The sequence below is a fragment of the Curtobacterium sp. NPDC090217 genome (assembly GCF_044746705.1).
Classification (GTDB): domain Bacteria; phylum Actinomycetota; class Actinomycetes; order Actinomycetales; family Microbacteriaceae; genus Curtobacterium.
In genome coordinates, this window is the sequence record NZ_JBIVCR010000007.1 from 63,285 (window position 1) to 84,928 (window position 21,644).

22 protein-coding genes are annotated in these 21,644 nt (G+C 70.5%); 9 read left to right on the forward strand and 13 right to left on the reverse strand.

Annotation, left to right across the window (positions count from 1 at the left end; genetic code table 11):
• Window positions 1–24 precede the first annotated feature (24 nt).
• Together ACIPJ2_RS18695 and ACIPJ2_RS18700 are read right to left on the reverse strand one after the other, a co-directional pair.
• Entirely contained in the window at window positions 25–927 is a 903-nt protein-coding gene (locus tag ACIPJ2_RS18695; RefSeq protein ID WP_402730107.1) for a serine hydrolase, read from the reverse strand.
• Window positions 917–1,804, reverse strand: coding sequence for a LysR family transcriptional regulator (locus ACIPJ2_RS18700; protein WP_402730108.1), 888 nt, complete (start codon window positions 1,802–1,804; stop codon window positions 917–919). The genes ACIPJ2_RS18695 and ACIPJ2_RS18700 overlap by 11 nt, the downstream gene beginning before the upstream one ends.
• A gap of 87 nt (window positions 1,805–1,891) precedes the next feature.
• On the opposite strand from ACIPJ2_RS18700, the gene bla reads away from it, so the two are divergent.
• Window positions 1,892–2,791 carry a class A beta-lactamase gene (gene bla, locus ACIPJ2_RS18705; protein WP_402730109.1) on the forward strand — a complete coding sequence of 300 codons (900 nt, stop codon included), beginning with the start codon at window positions 1,892–1,894 and terminating at the stop codon, window positions 2,789–2,791.
• A 31-nt stretch (window positions 2,792–2,822) separates the two neighbouring features.
• Here the strand turns inward: bla and ACIPJ2_RS18710 are convergent, their stop codons facing one another.
• The 3 genes from ACIPJ2_RS18710 to ACIPJ2_RS18720 all read right to left on the reverse strand — a co-directional run bounded on the left by ACIPJ2_RS18710 (window position 2,823) and on the right by ACIPJ2_RS18720 (window position 4,940).
• Entirely contained in the window at window positions 2,823–3,803 is a 981-nt protein-coding gene (locus ACIPJ2_RS18710; RefSeq protein WP_402730110.1) for an alpha/beta hydrolase, read from the reverse strand.
• A 60-nt stretch (window positions 3,804–3,863) separates the two neighbouring features.
• A complete protein-coding gene (locus ACIPJ2_RS18715; RefSeq protein WP_402730111.1) occupies window positions 3,864–4,667 on the reverse strand; it encodes a DNA-formamidopyrimidine glycosylase family protein in 804 nt (267 codons plus the stop codon).
• Between the two features lie 99 nt (window positions 4,668–4,766).
• Window positions 4,767–4,940 carry a CsbD family protein gene (locus tag ACIPJ2_RS18720; RefSeq protein ID WP_281265403.1) on the reverse strand — a complete coding sequence of 58 codons (174 nt, stop codon included), beginning with the start codon at window positions 4,938–4,940 and terminating at the stop codon, window positions 4,767–4,769.
• Between the two features lie 162 nt (window positions 4,941–5,102).
• On the opposite strand from ACIPJ2_RS18720, the gene ACIPJ2_RS18725 reads away from it, so the two are divergent.
• Window positions 5,103–5,366 (forward strand): hypothetical protein, encoded by a 264-nt coding sequence (locus ACIPJ2_RS18725; RefSeq protein WP_402730112.1) that lies wholly within the window; start codon window positions 5,103–5,105, stop codon window positions 5,364–5,366.
• 80 nt (window positions 5,367–5,446) lie between these two features.
• Here ACIPJ2_RS18725 and ACIPJ2_RS18730 read toward each other — a convergent pair whose 3' ends face one another.
• The 4 genes from ACIPJ2_RS18730 to ACIPJ2_RS18745 are packed head-to-tail and all read right to left on the reverse strand — an operon-like array spanning window position 5,447 to window position 9,535.
• Window positions 5,447–6,451 carry an ABC transporter substrate-binding protein gene (locus ACIPJ2_RS18730; protein ID WP_402730113.1) on the reverse strand — a complete coding sequence of 335 codons (1,005 nt, stop codon included), beginning with the start codon at window positions 6,449–6,451 and terminating at the stop codon, window positions 5,447–5,449.
• A gap of 11 nt (window positions 6,452–6,462) precedes the next feature.
• Window positions 6,463–7,341 carry an ABC transporter ATP-binding protein gene (locus ACIPJ2_RS18735; protein WP_402730114.1) on the reverse strand — a complete coding sequence of 293 codons (879 nt, stop codon included), beginning with the start codon at window positions 7,339–7,341 and terminating at the stop codon, window positions 6,463–6,465.
• On the reverse strand, window positions 7,338–8,459 hold the full coding sequence (locus tag ACIPJ2_RS18740) for a FecCD family ABC transporter permease (protein ID WP_402730115.1): 1,122 nt from the start codon (window positions 8,457–8,459) through the stop codon (window positions 7,338–7,340). The genes ACIPJ2_RS18735 and ACIPJ2_RS18740 overlap by 4 nt, the downstream gene beginning before the upstream one ends.
• A complete protein-coding gene (locus tag ACIPJ2_RS18745) occupies window positions 8,456–9,535 on the reverse strand; it encodes a FecCD family ABC transporter permease (protein ID WP_402730116.1) in 1,080 nt (359 codons plus the stop codon). Before ACIPJ2_RS18745 ends, ACIPJ2_RS18740 begins: the two co-directional genes overlap by 4 nt.
• A gap of 28 nt (window positions 9,536–9,563) precedes the next feature.
• Here ACIPJ2_RS18745 and ACIPJ2_RS18750 point away from each other — a divergent pair, with 28 nt between their 5' ends.
• Both ACIPJ2_RS18750 and ACIPJ2_RS18755 read left to right on the forward strand, forming a co-directional pair.
• Window positions 9,564–10,400: a siderophore-interacting protein gene (locus ACIPJ2_RS18750; RefSeq protein WP_402730117.1), complete on the forward strand. Its 837-nt coding sequence runs from the start codon at window positions 9,564–9,566 to the stop codon at window positions 10,398–10,400.
• A 28-nt stretch (window positions 10,401–10,428) separates the two neighbouring features.
• Window positions 10,429–11,178: a hypothetical protein gene (locus tag ACIPJ2_RS18755; protein WP_402730118.1), complete on the forward strand. Its 750-nt coding sequence runs from the start codon at window positions 10,429–10,431 to the stop codon at window positions 11,176–11,178.
• Window positions 11,179–11,360: 182 nt separating this feature from the next.
• Here ACIPJ2_RS18755 and ACIPJ2_RS18760 read toward each other — a convergent pair whose 3' ends face one another.
• Genes ACIPJ2_RS18760 through ACIPJ2_RS18770 form a run of 3 tightly spaced genes read right to left on the reverse strand, consistent with a single transcriptional unit; the run spans window position 11,361 to window position 14,646 of the window.
• Window positions 11,361–12,275 carry a carbohydrate ABC transporter permease gene (locus ACIPJ2_RS18760; RefSeq protein WP_281265395.1) on the reverse strand — a complete coding sequence of 305 codons (915 nt, stop codon included), beginning with the start codon at window positions 12,273–12,275 and terminating at the stop codon, window positions 11,361–11,363.
• Between the two features lies 1 nt (window position 12,276).
• Window positions 12,277–13,242 (reverse strand): carbohydrate ABC transporter permease, encoded by a 966-nt coding sequence (locus tag ACIPJ2_RS18765; RefSeq protein WP_281265394.1) that lies wholly within the window; start codon window positions 13,240–13,242, stop codon window positions 12,277–12,279.
• 36 nt (window positions 13,243–13,278) lie between these two features.
• Window positions 13,279–14,646: an extracellular solute-binding protein gene (locus ACIPJ2_RS18770; protein WP_281265393.1), complete on the reverse strand. Its 1,368-nt coding sequence runs from the start codon at window positions 14,644–14,646 to the stop codon at window positions 13,279–13,281.
• A 199-nt stretch (window positions 14,647–14,845) separates the two neighbouring features.
• On the opposite strand from ACIPJ2_RS18770, the gene ACIPJ2_RS18775 reads away from it, so the two are divergent.
• Window positions 14,846–16,348: an alpha-N-arabinofuranosidase gene (locus ACIPJ2_RS18775; RefSeq protein ID WP_402730119.1), complete on the forward strand. Its 1,503-nt coding sequence runs from the start codon at window positions 14,846–14,848 to the stop codon at window positions 16,346–16,348.
• A gap of 189 nt (window positions 16,349–16,537) precedes the next feature.
• Window positions 16,538–17,065, forward strand: coding sequence for a hypothetical protein (locus ACIPJ2_RS18780; protein WP_402730120.1), 528 nt, complete (start codon window positions 16,538–16,540; stop codon window positions 17,063–17,065).
• Between the two features lie 13 nt (window positions 17,066–17,078).
• Here the strand turns inward: ACIPJ2_RS18780 and ACIPJ2_RS18785 are convergent, their stop codons facing one another.
• Window positions 17,079–18,101: a LacI family DNA-binding transcriptional regulator gene (locus ACIPJ2_RS18785; RefSeq protein ID WP_402730121.1), complete on the reverse strand. Its 1,023-nt coding sequence runs from the start codon at window positions 18,099–18,101 to the stop codon at window positions 17,079–17,081.
• Between the two features lie 156 nt (window positions 18,102–18,257).
• On the opposite strand from ACIPJ2_RS18785, the gene ACIPJ2_RS18790 reads away from it, so the two are divergent.
• From ACIPJ2_RS18790 to ACIPJ2_RS18800, 3 genes are read left to right on the forward strand one after another with little or no spacing between them, the layout of a single operon-like run.
• On the forward strand, window positions 18,258–19,175 hold the full coding sequence (locus ACIPJ2_RS18790; RefSeq protein WP_402730122.1) for a carbohydrate ABC transporter permease: 918 nt from the start codon (window positions 18,258–18,260) through the stop codon (window positions 19,173–19,175).
• Window positions 19,172–20,131 carry a carbohydrate ABC transporter permease gene (locus ACIPJ2_RS18795; protein WP_402730123.1) on the forward strand — a complete coding sequence of 320 codons (960 nt, stop codon included), beginning with the start codon at window positions 19,172–19,174 and terminating at the stop codon, window positions 20,129–20,131. Before ACIPJ2_RS18790 ends, ACIPJ2_RS18795 begins: the two co-directional genes overlap by 4 nt.
• Window positions 20,132–20,182: 51 nt before the next feature.
• Window positions 20,183–21,520, forward strand: a complete 1,338-nt coding sequence (locus tag ACIPJ2_RS18800) for an ABC transporter substrate-binding protein (RefSeq protein WP_402730124.1) — start codon at window positions 20,183–20,185, stop codon at window positions 21,518–21,520.
• Window positions 21,521–21,644: the final 124 nt, after the last annotated feature.

Below are 21,644 nucleotides of genomic sequence, written 5' to 3' on the forward strand. Positions count from 1 at the left end.
TGACAGCCTGAGCGGCGTCGGCCCTCACCGCGGGTCGCGGAGCCGGTCGTGCAGCTCGCGGGCTGCCGCGCCGAGGGCGGCTTCGGCAGCCGGCTGGGTTCCAGCGGCCACCTCGGACGCACTCAGCGCCGCGACGGCGAACCGGGAGCCGTCGGCGTGCTCGACCACGCCGATCTCGTGCCGGAGGTTCAGGAGCGTCCCCGTCTTGGACGCCCAGGTCGAGGCGTCCGACGCGAAGTCGGGGGCGAGTCGGTGCCGGATGACGTTGCCGTGCAGGTGCTCGCGGAGCCGGTGCGCGACGGCGGGCCGGATGCCCCGTTCGTTCCAGATCGCGGCGAGCAGGTCGACCCACGCGCGTGCCGTGCCGGTGTTGGTCCGCGCGACGTCGAGCTGCCGGACGGGGTGCCCGTGCGCCGGTGTCGACCCGCGGATCGCGAGCGTGTGGGCGAGGTGTGCCTCCTCGGGCGCGAACCGTTCCAGCGGGGTGTCGGACAGGTCGCGGAACCGATGGCGGACGGCGATGCCGGTGAGGTGCAGCGCGGCGAGGTCCGCCGTCACCTCGGCGGGCGGGACGAGCTCCAGCAGGGCGTCCGCCGCCCCGTTGTCACTGATCGTCAGCGCGAGGGACACGAGGTCGTCGACGGCGATCACGGCCCCGTGCCGGAAGCGTCCGGTGCCCGGTGTCCCCTCGGTCGGGTTCCCGGCGGGGACGGTCACCGCCTGCCCGCCGTCGAGCCGGCCGTCCTCGACGCGGTCCAGCACGGCGAGGGCGATCGGCAGCTTCGTCAGCGAGGCCGCGGGGAGGGGCACGTCCGCGTCGAGCGCGATCTCGTGACCGGTGTCGAGGTCGCGGACGAGGATCGACGCGCGGAGACCCGCCGCCCGGAGCTCGTCACGGACCCCGGCGAGGAACCGTTCATCCGACATCGGGCACCCCCAGCGCGACGGCCAGCTCGTCGGCGACCGCCCGCTGCACCGCGTCGGCGTCGTGCTCGCTCTCCGCGAGGACGGCGTACCCGCGTGCGAGCTCCGTCCCGACGAACGGTCGCCAGTGCAACCCGTACGCCACGGACTCCGCCTCCGAGCACAGCAGCAGGTCCCCGTCGGCGAGGACCGCGGCGAGCGAGGACGTCGTCGTCGCGTCCGTCGGCAGCTGGGACGGCAGGAGCCCAGCGGCTTCCGCCGCACGGTCGAGGACGTCGCGGACGTGGGGCACGTCGTCCTCCGGTCCGATGCGGAGGCGACTCCCGTGGTCGTCGTCGTGCCGGCGGATCGTGCGACGGGTGCGCAGCCCCTCCAGCCGGAGCGGGCGGTCGTTGTGGCGTCGGCCGGCTGCGCCGAGCGGGACCTGCCACCGTGCGCCGGCGGCCGGGACGGCGACGATCGAGACCCGCACCGTCCGCGTAGCCGCGAGCTCGGCCCGGCGTGCCGGTGGTTCCCGACGCAGGTCGAGCCGCACGCCGGCTCCTCGCGCCGTGGCTTCGGCGACCGCGAGGTCCCTGGTCGTGCAGGTCTCCGGCACGGCGATCGACACCGGTCGGAGCCGGGCGCGGTCGGCGTCGAGCTCGAGTTCGTCCGCGAGTTGGACGAGCCGGCGGGCGGACGGCACGAGGTCCTTGCCGAACGGGGTCAGCACCGCGCTCCTGGAGCTCCGTTCGAGCAGGGGGCCGCCGAGGTGTCGTTCGAGGGCGTCGATGCGGCGGCTCGCGACCGACTGCGCGATGTCGAGCGCCGCGGCCGCGCGGGTGACGCCACCGCGTTCCTCCACCTCGACGAGCACGCGGCAGGCGGCGACGAGGTCCATGCCGTGCACCCTAATCCATGCCGATGTGGCATGGATCCGCGCCGTTCGGTCTTCGACAGCATGGGATCGGGGCAGGATGCTGGGGACATGCGAACCAGGAACAGCACCCCTGTCGGAGCGATCGTCCTCGCGGCGGTCATCGCACTCACCGGGTGCAGTGCGTCACCGGCACCCGCCACCTCCGCGTCCGCGTCGGTCTCCACACACTCCACCGACCGGGCGTTCGCGACGCTCGAGCACCAGCACGACGCCGGACTCGGCGTCACCGCGATCGACACGGCGTCCGGGCACCGGGTGTCGTACCGATCGGACGAACGCTTCCCGTTCGCGTCGACCAACAAGACGTTCATCGTCGCGGCGGTGCTCGCCCACGACTCGGATGCCGACCTCGACACGGTCGTGCACTACGACCGCAGCGACCTGCTCGACTACGCCCCGATCACCAGCCGGTTCGTGGACGCCGGCATGACCGTCCGCGAGCTCATCGACGCCGCGATGCGGTTCAGCGACAACACCGCGGCGAACCTGCTCGTCGAACGGGTCGGCGGCCCGGACGCCGTCGAGCGGTACCTCCGCGGCATCGGCGACCGCACCACGAACGTCGACCGCGTCGAGCCGGATCTGAACGAGGCCACCCCCGGCGACGACCGCGACACCACGACCCCGGCGCAGTTCGCGTCCGACCTGCGCCAGGTCCTGCTCGGGAAGACGCTCGACACCACCGACCGGACCCTCCTCCGCGACACGATGCTCGACAACACCACCGGGGCGGGCACGGTCCGCGCCGGGGTCGACCCCGCGTGGCCGGTCGCCGACAAGACCGGCACGGGGGAGTACGGCGTCCGGAACGACATCGCGGTGGTCTACCCGACCGGCCGCGCACCGATCGTCGTCGTGGTCATGACGGCAACGGACCGGTCGGACGCGAAGGCCGACGACCCCCTGGTCGCCGCGGCGACGAAGCAGGCGGTCGCCGCTCTGCGGTGACGAGCGACCGGCGCGGGCGGTGTGCCGACGCTCACCCGAGCGTCGCGGCCCACCGCCCGATCGTGTCGTAGGCGCGCTCGCGCACCGGCTCCGTGGACAGCACGACGTCGTGCAACGCTCCCCGGAGCCGCCGCACGGTCACCTCCTCGCCGAGGGAGAGCGCCCGCCGTGCCACGACGTCGACGTTCAGCGCGACGTCCGCGTGCGCCATGCCGTCGTCCCACCGTGGCTGCAGCATGCTCTTGTCGCTGAGCATCACGAGGGCGGGGATCTCGAGGCCGAGGCCGCGCTCGACGGTGGCCTGCCCCTCGAAGACGGCGTCGAGCCATCCCGGGTGCAGCGCGAACCCCCGCTCCGGCCGCCACCGCTGGTCGTACGTCCAGTTCCCCTCGCCGGACGCCGAGACGGTCCGCGTGTAGAACCCGGGATCGACGGCGGGCAGCGGCGCGAGCGGGTTCCGTTGGGCACCAAGCTTGACCAGTGGCGCGATGAACGCCCGCACGGCGGAGTCGGCCTGGAACTCGAGCCACGGGCTGTTGAGGATCAGCCCGGACACGAGCTCCTGGTGTCGCGCGGCCCACAGCGACAGCGTGAGCCCGCCCGTCGAGTGGCCCATCGGCACCAGGCGGCGCCCGCCGCGGTGCTCCGACGCGATCGCGTCGAGGGCGGCGCCGATGTCCTCGTCGTACGTGGCGAGGTCCCCGATGTGGCCCGGTGTCTGGTGCGGGCGCAGGCTCCTGCCGTACTTCCGCAGGTCCAGTGAGTGGAACCGGGCGCCGAGCCGCTCGATGCGTTCGGCGAGTTCGGTCTGGAAGAAGTAGTCCGACCAGCCGTGGACGTAGAGCACGTCGACCCCGTGCAGCGGCCCGCGGGCGTGCAGCAGGTCGGCGGGTGATCGGCGCCGACGGACGAGGGTCGCGACGACCGGTCCCTCGAGGTCCTCGCCGAGCGGGAGCTCGAGCCGTTCGTACGGCGCGCCGAGGACGTCCTCGGTCCACCCGCCCTGCGTCATCCCTCGTTCCTACCGGTCCCCGGCACGGAGCGCACGGTGTCGGTCGGGTCGACGGGCGGGTCAGCGGGCGGGGAGCGGCTGGCAGCGCGGACACCACCAGGCGCGCCGCGGTGGAGAACCGGCGACGTCGACGTGGTCAGCGGCCTGTACCGCGGTCCCGCACCGGAGACACGGCCGCCCGGCACGACCGACGACCCAGTGCCGTTGCCCCTTCCCGCGGCGGCCCGTCGTCGTCTGGTAGGCGTCGGGCGTGGTCGCGGAGTGCCACAGCATCCGCCGCGCGAGGGCGAGGAGCGGCTCACCGTCGGCCGCCGAGACGGGGGTGGCTGGATGCAGCCCGCGGAGGAAGCACAGCTCGTTCACCCAGAGGTTGCCGAGCCCCGCGACGACCCGCTGGTCGAGGAGTGCTTCCCGGATCGTCGGCGCCGTCGAGGCGCGCAACCGGTCTGCGGCCGCGTGCACGTCGAACCCGTCGTGCAGGAGGTCGGGGCCGAGGTGCCCGAGGACGAGGGGTTCGTCCGCGGTGCGGAGGTGCTCGACCACCGGCAGGTCGAGCCCCCACACCGTGCGCCCGTCGTCGAGGCCCATCCGGACCCGAGCACCCCGTGCGGCGCTGGCCGGGAGTCGTCGGCCGGCGCCGGTGATCGTCCACGAACCCTGCATGCGCATGTGCGTGTGCAGGGTCGAGCCGTCGTCGAACCGCGTCAGGAGGTGCTTGCCGTGCGTGGCGTGCCCCACGACCCGTCGCCCGTCGAGGCGCAGCCCGGCCGCGCGGCCGCCGCGGATCTCGCCCTGGTGGACGACGGCCCCGTCGATTTGCCGCAACCGGACCGCGAGGCGGAACACGGAGTCACCCTCGGGCATGGCAGCACGCTACCCGTGGCCCCCGACGCCGTCGACGGACGAAGGCGGCCGCACCGACGAGGCCGGTGCAGCCGCCTTCCGCGGATCGTGTCCGGACGATCAGTGTCCGGTGTCGTCCTTGGCCTTCTCCGTCTGCAGGCGGTCCTCGGCCTTGCCCTGGTCGAACTGGCCCTGCTGGGTGAGCTCGGCGTCGTCGGTGTGCTTGCCGACGGCTTCCTCGGCCTTGCCGACGACCTTCTGCGTGACGTCCTTCGCCTTGTCTCCGAGTGACATGGTTCGTTCCCTTCCTCGCGTGCTGGAGTTCTTCGGTGGAGCCGACCGTATGCCGACGTGCTCGGTGCGCTCTCGGGGTCCGGGGGACGGGGAGCGGGACACGGGCGATCTGGGCACGGCGATCGGGGGCACAGCGCAGCCGCACCACGTACGCTCACGGGCATGGCTGACTTCACCGAGGCGCAGGCCGCCGTCGTCCGCATCGAACGAGCAGAGCCGGGTCGCTGGGACCTCTCCGTCATCAGCGACAGCGGGGTGACGATGGGGCATGGCGTGTACCTGTTCGAGCCGGACCGCGACGACGCCCAGGACGAGATCGCCGGTGCGGCCGAGTTCGTCCGCGACTACGGGTTCCACTTCGAGGCGGACGCCGTCGTCGCCGACGGCCCCGATGCGTTCTGGGCGCCGCTGCTCCCGCTGGACTGACGGCTCACGATCGCGCCGAGACGGACGGGAGGCACGGTGCCAGCTGGCACCGTGCCTCCCGTTCGTCCTGTGCTTGCCTGCTAGGACAGCTTCTTGCTGCCCGACAGCCACCCGGCCAGGTCCGTCATGTAGTCGGCCTGCGAGGCGTAGTCGAGCGCCGGGAACGTCCAGCTGTGCACCTGACCAGCCACGAGCGCCTTGTTGTCCGCGAACGTCGGCTGCTTCTCGAGGTCCGCGACCTGGTAGCCCTGCTGCGAGAGCAGGATCACGTCGCCGGTGATCTGGCCCGCGTTCTCCCAGCTGTAGATGCCCCAGTAGAAGCCCTTCGGCTTCGGGTTCACCAGGTCGACCCCGAAGTCGGTGTACATCTGCAGCGTCGGCTCGTCCGCCGGGCGGGTGACGTACGCGCCGTCGCCGTCGGCGTACATCGACACGACCGTGAGGTCGCTCTCCTTCGCCGCGGTCTCGAGCTTCGTCTTCGCGGTGTCGAACCGCTTCTCGGCGGCGTCGACCTTCGACTGCTCGGCCCCGAGGGACTCGGCGAGGCCCGTGATGTCCTTGATGACGTCGAGGCCCTTGCCGCCCCACTTCACCTGCGCGACCGGCGCGATCGCCTGGATCTGCTTCTGCTGTGCCGTGTCCTTGAAGCCGTAGCCGGGCTCCGAGGAGTCGAGCGTGCCCTGCTCGTCCTTCGGGTAGACCGACGTGACGACGAGGTCGGGCTTGAGGGCGGCGAGCTTCTCGAGGTCGATGTCGCCGTACGCCGTGCCGAGCTGCGTGATGCCGTCGGTGTCGAGCCCGTCGAACCGCTTGTCCTGCGTCATCGGGATCTGGCCGAAGGTGCCGACCGGGTGCAGGCCGTACTCGACGAACGAGATCGCGATGTCGTTGAGCACGACGACGCGCTTCGGCGTGTGGTCGACCTTCACGGTGGTGCCGGTGGCGTCCTTGTACGACCACGCACCCCCGTCGGCCGCGGAGCTGGAGCCGGAGCCCGCGGAGTCGGAGGCGCCCGTGGACGAGCAGCCGGCGAGGAGCAGGGCCGACGCGGCCACTGCGCTGAGGAGAACGGTACGGAGCTTCACGTTAGGAGAGGCTAACCTAAGTTCGCGTCGGCCGCGAGTCCCGAGACGTCGTGCTCGTCCGCCTCGGGCACGACCATCGGCGCGCCGGTCACCGGATCGGGGATGACCCGCGCGTGCAGCCCGAACGCCGACTGCAGGACCTCGGGGGTGAGCACGTCGACCGGGGAGCCGTCCGCGACCACGCCGCCGTCGTGCAGGACGACGAGCCGGTCCGAGTACCTGGCTGCGAGCGACAGGTCGTGCAGGACCATCACGACCGTCGATCCTTGGTCGCGGTTGATCCGCCGGACCAGGCGCAGGACGTCGAGCTGGTGCGCGAGGTCGAGGTACGTCGTCGGTTCGTCGAGCAGCAGGGTGTCGGCGCGCTGGGCGAGCACGAGCGCGATCCAGGCCCGCTGCCGCTGCCCGCCGGACAGGCTCGCGACGTCGCGGTGCGCCACCTCGGTCAGGCCGGTCGCGGCGATCGCCTCCTCGGCGACACCGGCGTCCTCGGCGGTCCACGGGCGTGCCCAGGACTGGTGCGGGTTCCGGCCGCGCATCACGAGGTCGAGCACGCTCGTGCCGGCCGGGGCGGCGGGGGACTGCGGCAGGATCGCGAGCTTCCGGGCGACGGCGCGGTTCGGCTCCTTGCGGATCGGGACGCCGTCGAGGTGGACCTCGCCCGCGATCGGCTTGAGGACCCGCCCGAACGCCTTCAGGAGCGTCGACTTGCCGCAGCCGTTCGCGCCGAGGAACGTCGTCACGGTGCCGCGCTCGATGCGCAGGTCGAGGTCGCTGAGGACGGCGCGGCGGTCGTAGCCGACGGACAGGCCGCGCGCCTCCAGGACGGGCGGTGTCGCGACGGCGCTGTCGTGCGGTGCAGTCGTCGTGGTGTCGTGCAGTGTCGTCATCGGGACATCTCCTTGCGGTGACGGATGAGGAGCCAGATCAGGTACGGAGCGCCGATCACGGTCGTGACGATGCCGACCGGTACCTGCCAGGGGAACGCCGAGCGGGCGAGCAGGTCGGCGGCGAGGACGAGCACCGCGCCGAGCGCCGCGGAGAGCAGCAGCGGCGGACGGTTCGTGCCGGCGAGGCGCAGGGCGATCTGCGGCACGACGAACGCGACGAAGCCGACCGGCCCCGCGGCGGCGACGGCGGCGGCGGTGAGGACGACCGCGAGCGCGATCACGAGCAGGCGGTGACGCTGGATCGCGAGTCCGACGCCGACGGCGACCTCGTCCCCGAGCTGCCCGATGCCGAGGGAGGCGCTCGTGGCCAGCGCGATCGGGACCGCCACCGCGGCGACGATCAGCAGCGGCCAGACGCTCGCCCACGAGGTGCTCGACAGGCTCCCCACGAGCCACTGCGACGCCGCGGCCGCCTGGGTGATCTGCGCCCGGACGAGCAGGTAGCTCGTGACCGCGTCGAGTGTGGCGCTCACCCCGATGCCGACCAGGACGAGCCGGTAGCTCTGCACGCCGCCGCGCCACCCGAGCCCGTACACGACGGCCGCCGCGATGAGCGCGCCGATCGTGGCGGCGACGGGGATGCCGCTGCCGAGGACCACGGCACCGACGGCGTAGGTGCCACCGCCGATGACGACCGCGGCCACGGCACCGACGCTCGCCCCGGAGGTCACGCCGATGATGTCCGGCGTGCCGAGCGGGTTGCGTGTGAAGGTCTGGGTCAGCGCACCGGCGACCGCGAGGGTCAGCCCGACGAGCGCGCCGGTGAGGACCCGGGGAAGCCGGAGCGTCTGGACGATGAAGGCATCAGGGCCGGTGCCCAGGCCGAGCAGCGACCGGACGACCGTGCCCGGTGCGATCCACGTCGAGCCGATCGCGACGCCGAGGACCACGAGCAGCAGCGCTGCGGCGACGGCGGCGATCGTCAGCCAGAACACCCTGGGGCGCCAGGCGAGCCCGACGGGCCCGATGCTGATGCCCTTGCGCGTGGCGCGCACCGTGTCGGCGGTGTCGGCCGCGCGCGCGGTGTCGACGGCGCGCGCGGTGTTGACGGCGCTCACAGCGACACCAGCGATCGGCGGCGGGCGACCGCGACGAAGACCGGACCGCCGATGACGGCGAGGATGATCCCCACCTCGACCTCGGCGAAGCCCCCGACGAGCCGGCCGATGACGTCGGCGAGCAGCACGAGCGCCGCCCCGAGCAGTGCGGATGCGGGGAGCGCCCAGCGGTGCCCGGTGCCGACGAGCGCCCGGGCGACGTGCGGCACCGTGAGCCCGACGAACCCGATCGGCCCGGCGGCGGCGGTGGCCCCTGCGGCGAGCAGCGTGATCCCGCCGAGTCCGACGAGCCGGGCGACGAGCACGTTCTCGCCGAGCCCCTTCGCGAGGTCCGCTCCCAGCCCGAGCGCGTCGAGCGACCGGACGTTCAGGACGGCGAGCACCAGCCCGGCGACGAGGAACGGCCACACGGCCTGGAGCACGTCGATCTGGCGGCCGGAGAGCGAGCCGACGACCCACAGTCGGTAGGCGTCGAGGGAGTCGCGGTCGGTGAGGACCAGGAACGAGGTCAGCGCGCCGAGCAGTGCCGAGACCGCGGCACCGGCGAGGGCGAGCGGCACGGGACTGGCGGTCCCGCTGCCCGCGATCGTCACCGAGAACACGACGACGCTCGCCACGACGGCGCCTGCGAGCGCGAACCACACGGTGACGCCGGTGTTCGTGATCCCGAAGACGTAGACACCGATCACGACGGCGAGACCGGCGCCGGCGGAGACCCCGAACAGGCCGGGGTCGGCGAGCGGGTTCCTGGTGTGCCCCTGCATCAGCAGTCCGGCGATCCCGAGCGCCGCACCGACCGCGGCGCCGATCGCCGTGCGCGGGATCCTGGACCCCCAGACGATGGCGTCGTCGGTGCTCGACCCCGTGTGCATCAGCCCGGCGAGGACACGGTCGACACCGATCCGGTTGCTGCCGAGCAACATGCTGGCGACCACGACGAGTGCGAGCGCGACGACCATGCCGAGGACGATCGTGGTACGCCGCCTGGTCGTCGTCCGGTGGACGCCGGCGGCACCGACGCCGGGGTCGCGCGTGCCGCGTACAGGGGCAGCGAGAGTGGGGGTAGGGGCTGGCACGCGGACCATCTTAGGTTAGCCTTGCCTCATGGCGAAGAACCCGCGGCTCCTGCCCGTGAACCCCCGGCTCTTCCGTGCCCGGGTCGTCCGGACCGAACGTGTGACGCCGTCGATGCACCGCGTCACGATCACCGGGGACGACCTGCACGAGTTCGGGTACCTCGGGTTCGACCACTGGTTCCGCCTGTTCATGCAGCACCCCCACCAGGACGCGTTCCGCCTGCCGGAGCTCGACGGCACGAAGTGGTGGCCGACCTTCCTCGCCATCCCCGAGGAGACCCGCCCGCACTGCGCGAACTACACCGTCGCCGGCTTCCGCCCGGCGACCGCGGTCACCCCGGCCGAGATGGACATCGACTTCGTCGTGCACACGAGCGGGGACGGGTCGCTCGAGGGCCGTGCGGCGATCTGGGCGTGTTCTGCCCGTCCCGGTCAGGAACTGGCGATGCTCGACCAGGGCTGCATCTTCGACTGCCCGGACGACGCGAGCGAGGTCCTCGTCGTCGCCGAGGAGACGGGCTTGCCCGGCGTGGTCGGCATCGCGGCGTCGCTGCCGCGGGACGCGGTCGGTCGGATCATCCAAGAGGTCCCGGTCGCGGCGGACGTCCGCCCGCTCGACGCACCGGCCGGCGTCACCGTCACGTGGCTCGTCCGCGACGACGTCCACGCGGTCCCCGGAGCCGCGGCGCTCGAGGAACTCCGGCGCCACACGCCCACCGACGAGCACGCCTACGCGTTCGTCGTGGGGGAGTCCACCCTCGCGACCGAGGGCCGTCGCCACCTGCACCGCTCTGGGCTGCCGAAGTCCCGCATCACGTTCTCCGGCTTCTGGAAGCGCGAGGCGAAGGAGCCGGTCCCGGCCTGACCCGGCCGGATCGTGCCAGGCTGTGCGCATGGGGACGGTGCGGGGAACAGCGGTGGTCGGCGTGGTCGTGGCAGCGGTGCTGCTCGTGAGTGGGTGCGCGCAGGCATCAGGACAGCCCGACGTGGCCCCGGCGACGCGGACGCCGTCGCGGGCCCAGACCCCGACGCCCACTCCGACCCCCACCCCGACGGCGACGACGCCGGCGATCGCGCAGGCCCTCCCGGACACCGTCGACGCCGGGACGGTCTCCGGCGGCGTGTCCGCGACCGCATCGGGGACCGGGTCGTCCAACGTGGCCTTCCACGCCGACGGTGACTTCGCCGTGGTGGTCGAGCTCGACTGCTCGTCCTGCACGGGCACCGCAACCGTCACCGCCCCTGGTCGGATGTCGCCGTTCGGACGCGCGACCGCGCCGCTGCGGGGCTCGTTCCTGACCGGCGTCCTGCAGAGCGACTCCCCGGACCAGACGATCATCGTCGAGGCCGACGGCCCGTGGACGGTGACCCTGCGCAGCTGGAACGACCTGCCGTACGTGTCCGGGTCGCAGTCGGGGACCGGGCCCGCGGTGCTCTTCTTCTCCGACGACGTCTCGCACGTGACGGTCGACTACCGGCCGAGCGGACCGGACGACTCGTTCTCCGGACGGGTGTTCACGACGTCCGCCAACCCGCAGCTGTTCGGGAACACCGGGGCGTTCACCGAGTCCTTCGACGTCGACCTGCCCGGCGTGATGGCCATCCAGACGAACGGGACCTGGACGGTCACCCCCACCCCCTGACGGTCCTTCCCATCGCGCCCGCGTGAGGAAGCCGAATCGCGCGTAGGAGGCCGGAACACCGGGCCTCCTACGCGCGATTCAGCTTCCTACGCGCGATTCGGCCCGCTTGGCGCGGCGTCCGTGACGGACTGGAGGCTCTGCGCACGACGTGCGCAGAGCCTCCAGTCCGATGTGTGGTCGCGTCAGCCCTTGAGGCCGGAACCCGTCACGCCCTCCACGATCTGCCGCTGGAAGATCAGGTAGAGGATGATCAGCGGCAACGCCGCCAGGATGGCGCCGGCCTGGATGTCGGCGTAGCGCTGGCCGAAGCTGCCCTGGACCGTCGCCAGACCGACCGGAACGGTCATGAGGTCCGGGTTGGACAGGACGAACAGCGGCAGGAGCAGGTTGTTCCAGACCCCGACGAACGTCAGGATCGTCACCGCCGCGATCACCGGCCGCGACAGCGGCAGGATGACCGACCAGTAGACCTTCCAGATGTTCGCGCCGTCGATGCGCGCGGCCTCTTCGAGTTCACGCGGGATGCCGTCGAAGAACTGCTTGAAGATGAACACCGCGATCACGGCAGGCACCTGCGGGAAGATCACCGACCAGTAGGTGTTCAGCAGGTTGACGGCGTTGAGCTCCTGGAAGATCGGGATGATCAGCACCTGGGTGGGGATCATGATCCCGAGGATGATGAGCAGGAACGCGAGGTTCCGGCCGCGGAACACCAGGCGGGACAGGGCGAACGCAGCCATCGACGCGAACAGCACCGTGAGGAGCGCCGTGACGACGCTCGTGATGCCGCTCGCAAGGTACCAGTTCCAGATGTCGCCGGCTTGGAAGAGCGCCGCGTAGGAGTGCAGCGTCGGGTTCCAGTTCGACAGGATCGAGTTCGCGCCGAGTGCCGCGACGCCGTTGTCCGACAACGAGGTCTTCAGCGCGAACAGGCTCGGGATCAGCCAGATGATCGCGAACACCGTCAGGATGATCGCGGCCGTGATGTTGAACCCCTTGCCGCTGACACCGATCTTCGCGGCGTTCGCGGGTGCGGCGGCCGAGACGCCGGAACGGAGCTTCGGCCGGCTGGTGGTGATGCTCTCGGTGGCGGTCATGTCAGGCCCCGATCTCTCGCTTGGCGGCAGCGCGTTCGACGATCTGCCGGATGACCGCGATCGCGACGATCACGATGAACAGGAGCACCGACGCGGCCGATGCCGCGCCGAGCCGGTTGTCGGTGAAGCCGACGCCGGTGATGAGCTGCAGCGAGACCTGGGTCGAGATGCCGGGCCCGCCGTTCGTCATCAGGTACACCTGGTCGAAGATCTTCAGGCTCGCGATGATCTGCAGCAGGATGACGAGCGTCGTCGTCCGGCCGAGGAGCGGCAGCGTGATCGACTTGATCTGCTGCCAGCTGGACGCGCCGTCGACGGCGGCGGCCTCGTACAGCTCGCGGGGGATCTCCTGCAGCCCCGCCAGGTACAGCACGAAGTTGAACCCGAGGGTCCACCAGACCGTGGCGATCGCGACGCCGATCATGGCGGTGTTCGGGCTCGCCAGCACACCGGCACCAGGGGTCATCCCGAGCAGGGACTGGACGCTCGCCCACAGGCCGGTGCTCGGCGTGAAGATGAACACCCAGATGAGCGAGATGGTCGCCGACGGCAGGATGAAGGGCAGGAAGAACGCCAGTCGGAAGAACCACTGGCCGCGGTTCATCCGGTTGGTCAGCACGGCGAAGACGAACGCCAGGATGACGAGCGGCGGCGTCGTGTAGAGCGTGAACTGCAAGGTGTGCCAGAGCGACGACCAGAAGTCGGCGCGCCCGAGCATCTCCGCGTAGTTCGCGAACCCGGCGAAGCTGCCGAGGCCCGTGCGGACGGTCGAGGTGTTGAAGAAGCTCGTGACGATCATCCAGATCGTCGGACCGAGCAGGAAGGCCAGGTAGAACAGGCCGAACGGGGCGAGGAAGAGCCAGCCGCTGCGGCCCTGGCCGCGGGTGAGGCTGGTGCGGTAGGTGCGGACTCGACGGGGAGCGGTGGCCGCTCCCGTGGGACGGGTGAGGACTGGTGCTGCAGTCACGTCATCGTGCCTTTCGCGGGGTGTTCACGTCGCCGCTCACAGCGGGCTCGGGGTGTTGAGGTAGGTCGACAGTTGCGACTTGATCGCGCTCATGGCGGCGGCGGGGGAGCTCGAGCCCTGCTGGACGAGTGCGAGCTGTGCGCCGACGGTGTTCTCGAACGTGGAACCGGATCCGCCGTACCAGGCGGCGTCGTCGAACACGGCGGTCTCGGCAGCGGATGCGTAGTTCGACTGCGGCGTGAGCTCCTTGTACGCGGAGCTGTCGTAGGTCGGCAGGTACGCGGGGACGTGGCCGCCCTGCGCCCACGTCATGCTCTGCTCGAGCATCTGCTTGATGAACAGCATCGCCGCCTTCTTCTGCTCCGGCGTGCGGTCCTTCCGCGGCAGGATGAAGGTGTGCGAGTCGGCCTGGGTTGCCGGCTTGTCGAAGAGCTGCGGGATCGGCGCCATGCCGAACTTCAGGCCCTTGATCGACTGCGCCGTGCTGATCTCCCACTCGCCCTGCATGAAGAAGCCGGCCTTGCCGGTGAACATCAGGGTCTGGGCGGTGGCGTAGTCGAGGCCCTTGTTCAGCCAGCCGTTCTTCACCCACTTCTGGGTCATCTCGGTGACCTTCGTGTACGCGTCCTCGTTGACGGTCAGCTTCGCGCCGCCGTCGCTGATGAACGGCGTCGCGCCCTCGATCTGGTTGTACATCGTCCAGAAGAAGCGCCACGGGGTCGCGATCTCGCTGACGTTCGCGACGTTGAGCGCGGTGCCGCCCGTCACCTTCGCGACCGCCGCGAGGGCACTCTCGAACGCCTCCAGCCCGGTGAGGTCCTTGAGCTTGCCGTCACCGTCGAGCAGGCCGGCCTTCTGGCACACGTCAACGTTGTAGAAGAGCACGAAGGGGTGGGTGTCGAGCGGCACGCAGATGTTCTTGCCGTCGGTCTTCTGCGCCGTCCATGCCTTCTGGTTGAAGTCGCTCGCAGCGAGGCCGACGCCGGCGAGGTCGTCGGACGTGATCGGGTCGAGCAGGTCGCCGTCCCAGAGCGGCTTCGCACGCGTCAGGTGGGAGATCGCGACGTCCGGCGGCTTGTTCCCGACGGTGGCGAGTGTGACCTTCGAGTAGTACGGGTTGCCCCACGCGAACGTCGTCGCCTGGAGCGAGCTGGATCCGCCGTGCTGCTTGGCGTACCCGCGTTCCATCTCCTGCATGCGGGCGCCGTCCCCGCCACCGAAGAGGTTCCAGAACACGAGGGTCTCGGGGTTGAGCGCGCTGCCGGCGAGGCCTGCGGCGATCGGGCTGGAGCACGCGGCGAGGGGGAGCACGGTGGCCGCTGCGGCTCCGGCCGCGAGGAGGCTCCGTCGGGTGAAGGCGCCGCCTCGCAGCTGTGGGACGGGTGGGACGGGTCGATTCGGCATGGCATCACTCCATCGGGATGGGCCGGGCTGAGAACACCAGGGCAGGTGCTCCGTGAGCGCTCACATTAGCCCGCGACTCGATGATGCGCCAGCCCTTTCGCACTGCCGTGGATACCGGTAGCGTTACGGATGGGTGAGCGCTCACTTTCGAGTCGGGCCGCCACTGCACGCCTGATGCCCAGCAGATCGAAGGAGATCCATGCCCCGCACACACCTCGTCCTCGACTCCGCGTTCACGGTGGGGCCCGTGCGCCGCCGGCTCTTCGGTGGCTTCGTCGAGCACCTCGGACGCCACGTCTACGACGGCATCCACGAACCCGCGCACGAGAGCGCCGACGAGCACGGCTTCCGCAAGGACGTCATCGAGCTCGTCAAGGAGCTCGGCGTCACCACGATCCGCTACCCCGGCGGCAACTTCGTCTCCGGCTACAAATGGGAGGACGGCGTCGGCCCGGTCGACGAGCGCCCCCGTCGCCTCGACCTCGCCTGGCACTCCACCGAGACGAACGAGGTGGGCCTGCACGAGTTCCAGCAGTGGCTCGACTCGGTCGGCTCCGAGATGATGCTCGCCGTCAACCTCGGCACCCGCGGCACCGAGGCGGCCATCGAGCTGCTCGAGTACGCGAACATCCCCGGCGGGACCGCCCGTTCCGAGGAGCGCAAGCGCAACGGCCGCGAGGAACCGTTCGGCGTCACGATGTGGTGCCTCGGCAACGAGATGGACGGGCCCTGGCAGCTCGGCCACAAGAACGCCGACGACTACGGCAAGCTCGCAGCGATGACGGCGAAGGGCATGCGCCAGATCCAGCCGGACCTCGAGCTCGTCATCTGCGGGTCGTCCGGTGCGTCGATGCCGACGTTCGGTGAGTGGGAGCGCACCGTCCTCGAGCATGCCTACGACGACGTCGACTACATCTCCGCGCACGCGTACTACGAAGAGGGCGACGACCTGCCGACCTTCCTGGCGTCCGGCGTCAACATGGACCGCTTCATCGACACGGTCACCACCGCGGCGGACCACGTCAAGGCGCACAAGAAGTCGGACAAGCGCATCGACATCTCGTTCGACGAGTGGAACGTCTGGTCCATCTCGAAGTGGAACGAGATGCAGAAGGAGTTCACCCTCGACGAGTGGCCGGTCGCACCGCGCCTGCTCGAGGACATCTACACCGTCGCCGATGCCGTCGTGGTCGGCGGGCTGCTCATCTCGCTGCTGCGCCACGCGGACCGTGTCGCATCGGCGTCGATCGCCCAGCTCGTCAACGTGATCGGCCCGATCATGACCGAGCCCGGTGGTGCGGCATGGCGCCAGACCACCTTCTTCCCGTTCTCGCTCACGTCGAGGCTCGCCCACGGCACCTCGCTGCAGGTCATCGCGTCCGGTGACACGGTCGACGGCGGCACGTACGGGCAGGTCCCGGTGGTCGACTCCGCCGCGACGATCGAGGACGGCAAGGCAGCGGTGTTCCTCGTCAACCGTCACCCCTCGGAGAGCACGACGGTCACGATCGACCTGTCGGGGCTGTCCGTCGAGGGCGACGTGCACGCCGAGGGTGTCTGGGACGACGACCTGCACGCGGTCAACGACCTGGCGAACACGTCGCGGGTCGGACTCCGGACGAACGAGACGGCTCGCCGCGAGGGTGACACCGTCACGATCGAGCTCCCCCCGGTGAGCTGGACGGCGCTCTCGATCGGGTAGCGCGCGCTGGCGTGCGCTTCCGCGCGTAGGAAGTCGAAACGCGCGTAGGAGGTCGGATTTTCCGGCCCCCTACGCGCGTTTCCGCTTCCCATGTCGCGCGTGATGGGCAGGAACGCGCGCGCCGCCGGACGGGAGGCTCGGTGCCGGACTGCCACGAGCCTCCCGTCCGGAGCGGGTACCGTCCATGGCATGCGCGGCGTCGGACTGATCGATGAGGCCGGCCGGATGCGGCTGGTCGGCTCCGGCGTGGCCGGAGCGGCCTTCGCCGTCGTGCTCGTGATGCTCCTGGTGTCGCCGTGGGCCGGTGCGACGACGGGGGTGCTCGTCGCCGTCGCGATCCCCGTCGGTGCCGCCGGAGCAGCGATCGGTGCATTCCTGACTGTGCGCTCGTGGCGCCTCGGGGGCGGGTACGAGCGCGTCGTCGCGGTGCAGCGGTGGGTGGCCGAGGGCGAGGTGCCCGCCGGTGTCCCCGCCTCGGTGTGGATCCCGCTCGTCCAGGCCGAGGCCGACAAGCAGGTCGCGGGCTGGGGGAAGATCGTGCTCGCGGTGTGCTGGGGAGCGATGACGTGGTCGATGCGTGACCAGCAGCCGCCCGTGCTGACCGCGATCCTGCTCGCGCTGTGGGCGGGGCTCGCGACGTGGAGCGCGGTGTGGGTGATCCCGCGGGCGCGTGCCGCGCGGGACGTGCTCCGGCGGGGCGTCGCGACGCTCGAGTGACGCGTCGGCCGGATCAGGCCGGCGCCGCCGTGCTCGCGCGTTCGACGAGGTACACCGGTACGAGATCGGTCGCCGCGACCGCCGCCGTCCCTGCGATCTGTCCGAGGAGCGTGCTGACCGCGCGTCGGCCGACCTCGTCGAAGGACTGGTGCACCGTGGTGAGCGGCGGCCAGAACGAGTCGGACTCCGGCGAGTCGTCGAAGCCGACGACACTGAGCGACTCCGGCACCGAGCGACCGACCTCGTGGCATGCGCGGAGGATGCCGAGGGCGGTCTGGTCGTTCGCCGCGAACACCGCGGTGATCTCGGGGCGACGGGCGATCTCGAGCCCGGCGCGGTATCCGGAGGTCGAGCCCCAGTCGCCCTCGAACACGGGCGGGACGGTCCGCCCGGCGTCGGTGAGCGTCGCTTCCCACGCGGCCCGACGCCCTCCAGCGGAGTAGGACATCGCGGGGCCGGCCACGTGCCAGACCGTCTCGTGTCCGAGGTCGAGCAGGTGCTGCGTCGCCAACCGGGCGCCCTGTGCCTGGTCGGTGTCGATCGCCGGGTGGTCGGTGGTGCCGGTCGAGTCGATGACCACGACGGGCACACCGTCGGGCAGGACGACCTCTGCGGTGTCCATCACGTGCGATTCGATGATGATCACCACGCCGTCGACCGCCTGCTCCTGCAGCCGCGAGAACGCCGAGCGGACGCCGTCCTTCGTGCGCGACGCCATCGGGAGCAGCGTGATCGTGAAGTCGGCGGCACCGGCGGCGTCGGCGATCGCCTCGAGCGTGCGCATGTTCCCGAACGACGCGAGTGTGAACATGATCACGCCGATGGTGCGGAAGTGCCCGGAGCGCAGGGCACGAGCCGCTCGGTTCGGGCGGTACCCGAGTGACGTCATCGCCTGCTGGACGCGATCGCGGGTCTCGGGGCTGACGTTGTCGAAGCCCCTGGCGACGCGGGACACCGTCTGCATCGAGACGCCGGCCGCGTCGGCGACCGCTGCCATCGAGGGCGCTCGTCCTCCGGCCGGTGGGGCGGTCGTCATCGCGGGCATCCCTTCACGTCCCTGGTGCGGTTTCGGTCACGATTCTGTCACGCGGTTGCATGTTGACGTTGCCATGCTATCTTCGACCACGATGTTGACGTCAACATCAGGTCGCATCGCCGCGAACGCGATGTCGACGCGAGACGAAGGAGTCCCATGACAACGCTCGAGCAGGCCAGGTCGGCCGCCCGGTCCGGGCCACGTCGGCAGCGCGCCCGGTGGACCGGCTGGATGTTCGTCGGCCCGTTCGTGGTCGTGCTGACCGCGATGCTCATCGTGCCCATCGGCTACGCGCTCTGGCTCAGCCTCTTCCGCGACCAGCTCGTCGGTGGCAACCAGTTCGTCGGCCTGGCGAACTACCTGCAGCTGCTGCAGGACGCCAAGTTCTGGACCGGCTTCGGCCGGGTCGCCCTGTTCCTCGTCGTGCAGGTCCCGATCATGCTCTTCGTCGCGCTCGTCGCCGCACTCGCGCTCGACAGTGCGCGGCTCTGGGCATCGTCGTTCTTCCGCATCGCGATCTTCCTGCCGTACGCGGTCCCCGGTGTCGTCGCCGCACTCATCTGGGGCTTCATCTACGGCAACCAGTTCGGTCTGACCGGGTCGATCAACGGCGCGCTCGGCATCGACCTGCTCCAGCCGTTCAGCCCCGACTGGGTCCTGGCGTCGATCGGCAACATCGTCACGTGGGAGTTCGTCGGCTACAACATGCTGATCTTCTACGCCGCACTCCGCGTGGTCCCGACCGACCTGTACGAAGCCGCCGAGATCGACGGCGCCGGCCCGTTCCGCACCGTCTGGTCCATCAAGATCCCGGCGCTCCGCGGATCCATCGTCATCGCCACGATCTTCTCGATCATCGGCAGCTTCCAGCTCTTCAACGAGCCGAACCTCCTGAAGACCCTCGCCCCGAACGTCATCGGCAGCGCCTTCACCCCGAACATGTACGCCTACTCGCTGTCCTTCAGCGGCCAGCAGTTCAACTACTCCGCCACCGTCGCCATCGTCATGGGCGTCATCACCGCCGTGATCGCCTACGTCGTGCAGGTCCGCGGAACCCGAGCGGAGAACCGATGAGCGCCGTCGACACCCAGCCCCCGACCGTGACGGAGGCGGTGACCACCCGCGGACGCAGCGGGGCGGGCCGTACCCGTGCCTCCCGTCCGACGGCCCCGAAGGGCCGCGGTCCCCGCGCACGCAAGTCGCCGCTCCTGCTCGTGGTGATGGTCGTCATCACCGTCTACTCGCTGCTGCCGCTGTTCTACCTCGTGGTGAACGCGACGAAGTCGCAGGCCGACCTGCTCTCGACGTTCGGCCTGTGGTTCGGCCCGGACTTCTCGCTCTTCCAGAACATCGGCGAGACGCTCACCTACGACAACGGCATCTACCTGCAGTGGCTCGGCAACACCGTGCTCTACGTGGTCGTCGGTGCGGGCGGTGCGACCCTGCTCGCGACCGTCGCGGGCTACGGCATGGCGAAGTTCCGGTTCCCCGGACGGCGCGCGGTCTTCGCGATCGTCCTCGGTGCCATCGCGATCCCCGGCACCGCCCTCGCTGTCCCGACGTTCCTGCTCTTCTCGGCCGTCGGCCTGACGAACACCCCGTGGGCGATCATCCTGCCCTCGCTCATCAGCCCGTTCGGCATGTACCTCATCTGGACCTACGCGGTCGACGCGGTCCCGACCGAGGTCATCGAGGCGGCCCGCATGGACGGCGCCGGCGAGTTCCGGATCTTCTTCACCATCGCCCTGCGACTCCTCGCACCCGGTGTCGTGACGGTCCTCCTGTTCGCCGTCGTCGCGACCTGGAACAACTACTTCCTGCCCCTGATCATGCTCAGCGACCCGAGGCTCTACCCGCTCACGGTCGGCCTGAACCAGTGGAGCGCCCAGGCCGTCGGGGTCTCCGCGCACCCGATCTACAACCTCGTCGTCACCGGATCGCTGCTCACGATCATCCCGATCGTGATCGCGTTCCTCTTCCTCCAGCGCTCCTGGCAGTCCGGCCTCGCAGCCGGGTCCGTCAAGGCCTGACCCGCACCCCAGCAGCACACCCCATCACGAAGAAGTGGAAGGCACACCCGAATGAACAAGCGACTCCGGCGCGGCCTCAGCGCCCTCGCCATCGGCGTCACGGCGACGATCGCCCTGGCCGCCTGCGCCTCCGGCGGCTCGTCGTCCGGCGGCTCGTCCGACGACATGACCAAGGCCCTCGAGAAGGGTGGGACGCTCACCTACTGGTCGTGGACCCCGTCCGCCGAGGCCCAGGTCGCCGCGTTCGAGAAGGCGTACCCGAAGGTCAAGGTCAAGCTCGTCAACGCCGGCACCGGCAACGACCAGTACACGAAGCTCCAGAACACGATCAAGGCCGGTTCCGGTGCCCCCGACGTCGCGCAGATCGAGTACTTCGCACTGCCGCAGTTCGCCCTCGCCGACTCGCTCGTCGACCTGAAGTCCTACGGCTTCGACTCGCTCGAGAGCAAGTACGGCGCCGGCACCTGGCAGTCGGTCGACCTCGACGGCAAGGTCTACGGCCTGCCGCAGGACTCCGGCCCCATGGCGATGTTCTACAACAAGAAGACCTTCGACGAGGCCGGCATCACCACGCCGCCGAAGACCTGGGACGAGTACGTCGCGGACGCCGAGAAGATCCACGCGTCGAACCCGAACGCCTACATCGCCGCGGACAGCGGAGACGCCGGCTTCACCACGTCGATGATCTGGCAGGCCGGCGGCCGTCCGTTCGAGGTCAAGGGCACCGACGTCTCGGTGAACCTGCAGGACGAGGGCACCAAGAAGTGGACCTCCACCTGGAACCAGCTCGTCGAGAAGGGCCTGCTCTCGCAGACGCCCGGCTGGACCGACGACTGGTACAAGCAGCTCGGCAACGGTGAGATCGCGACGATGGTCACGGGTGCCTGGATGCCCGGCGTGCTCGAGTCGAGCGTCAAGGACGGCAGCGGCAACTGGCGTGTCGCCCCGATCCCGACCTACGACGGCTCGTCCGACGTCACCTCGAACAACGGTGGATCCGCCGAGGTCGTCATGAAGCAGTCGAAGAACCCGGCGCTCGCCGCCGGCTTCCTGAAGTGGCTGAACTCCTCGCAGGACTCGATCGACGTGTTCCTCAAGTCCGGCGGGTTCCCGTCCACCAAGGCGCAGCTCAGCTCGTCGTCCTTCACGGCCGAGAAGCCGGAGTACTTCGGCGGCGAGGCGATCAACGAGACCCTGTCGAAGGCGTCCTCCGACGTCGCCGAGGGCTGGCAGTACCTGCCGTTCCAGGTCTACGCGAACAGCGTCTACGCGGACACGGTGGGTCAGGCCTACCAGAACAAGACGGACCTGAACGCCGGGCTCGAGGCATGGCAGAAGGCCATCGTGAAGTACGGCAACGAGCAGGGCTTCAAGGTCACCAGCAAGTAGGACCGACCACCACCCCGGGGGGGGGGGGGGGGGGGGGGGGGGGGGGGGGCGGCCCGGGGGGGGGGGGGGGCGGCCCCCCCCCCCACCAGAGCGCGCCCCACCCGCAAAAAGAAACGACGCCCGC